The sequence below is a fragment of the Dietzia sp. CQ4 genome (assembly GCF_014145125.1).
Lineage (GTDB): Bacteria > Actinomycetota > Actinomycetes > Mycobacteriales > Mycobacteriaceae > Dietzia > Dietzia natronolimnaea.
The window spans coordinates 1-1,654 of record NZ_JAALDZ010000068.1 but is presented as its reverse complement, the minus strand read 5'-3'; the positions used below and the strand labels follow the sequence as shown (position 1 = coordinate 1,654).

Here is a 1,654-nt window from a genome sequence, read left to right as displayed (position 1 = left end):
GGACCGGACCCACCGCGTCCCCGGGCCACGGCGGTCGCGCACGCCGGTTCGCGGTGTTCGCGGCGGCCGGGGTGGCGGTGCTGGCCGGCTCGGCGGTGATCGGATTCCTCCTCACCCGCGGGGCTCTCTCCCCGACCGGTGAGGAGGCGGCGGACTGCGCCCCGGTCTCCGAACCCGGCCACGTGGTGGGCGACGGCCCGGGGTCGCTGGACTCGCCGTTGGGGACCGTGTTGGCCTTCGACCACGCCTACTACGTCGAGCGCTCGGCCGAGAAGGCGTTCGAGGCGGTCTCGCCGTCGAGCCGGATGACGCCGGACCGGCTGCGCGTCGAGGGGGTGGACCGGGTGCCCGAGGGCACCACCCACTGTGTGGACGCGCGGGAGCTGTCGCCCACGCTCCTCGAGGTGAGCCTCACCGAGTCCCCGCCCGATGCGGAGCCGGTGGTGATCCGGCAGCGTGTGCGGGTGGCGGAGAACCCCGACGGCACCTGGGGAATCGTCTCGATCACGCCCGCGGGATGACCAGCCGGTACCCGTGAGCCGGGAGGCGGGCTCAGGGGCCGGGGTCGAGGTACTCCTGGGCCGGGGTGCGGCCCGAGGCGACCGCGTCGAAGAACCCCGTGGTGCTCGGGCCCCACACGAGGTACGAGCCCACGGAACCGGAGGCCATGCCGTCGTAGGGGGCGGTCACGGTGAGCGGATCGCCCCTGAGCTTCCACATCACCGACGCGAGGTTCCAGATGTGGTCCCCGGAGTCGACCGTGACGGCCTCCGAGGCCGCGTCGACCAGTGACACCGCGGTGAACGGGTTGAGCAGGTTGCCCGGGGACATGGTCTCGCTCATGAGCGCGCCGAGGAACTGCCGCTGGTTGCGGACCCGCTGGAGGTCCTGCTCGGCGAACCCGTAGCGGGTGCGGACGAAGCCGAGGGCCTGCGGCCCCGCCAGGGTCTGGCAGCCGGCGGCCAGGTCGAGGCCGGCGAGCGGGTCGTTGATCGGCTCGTTGATGCAGATGTCCACGCCACCGACCGCGTCGACGATCCCGGAGAAGCCGCCGAACCCGATCTCCGCGTAGTGGTCGATCCGCATCCCGGTCTGCTGCTCGAGCGTGCGGGTCAGCAGCGCCGGACCGCCGAAGGTGTAGGCGGCGTTGAGCTTGTTCTGTCCGTAGTCCGGGATGTCGACCAGCAGGTCCCGCGGGAGCGAGATGAGCATGGTCCGGCCGCTGTCGCGCGGCGTGTAGACCAGCATCATGGTGTCCGTGCGCTTGCCGCCGGCATCGGACTCCGACCCGGTGGACAGCTGGGCCTGCTGCTCCGGGGTGAGTCCCTCGCGGGAGTCGGTCCCCACCAGGAGGGTGATGCTGCCCGGGGTGTTGCCGCCCCGGCCGGGGTAGTCCGGCAGCGCGTCGATCCGCTGGAGCTTGGAGTCCGCCCACAGGACGCTCACCACGCCCAGCGTCAGGATCACCACGAGCACCAGACCCAGGATCCGCATCGGCCCGAGGCGCCGTCTACCGGGTGCCCGGCGGGAGCGGCGATCGAGTGTGGACCCGTACCCGGCCCGCGACGGCCGACCGGACCGGACACCGCGCGGGTCGACCGGTTGCCTGCGGGGGTCCCGCCCGCCGGATCGCGACCGGGACGCCCGGGCCGGG

General features: G+C 73.1%; 1 protein-coding gene and 1 pseudogene. One reads left to right on the top strand and one right to left on the bottom strand.

The features are described 5' to 3' along the window. Window positions 1–521: pseudogene (locus G6031_RS04680) on the top strand (hypothetical protein); the annotation flags it as partial. A 31-nt stretch (window positions 522–552) separates the two neighbouring features. Here the strand turns inward: G6031_RS04680 and G6031_RS04675 are convergent. Beyond that, on the bottom strand, window positions 553–1,654 hold a 1,102-nt coding region (locus G6031_RS04675), incomplete at its 5' end, for an LCP family protein (RefSeq protein WP_241737193.1).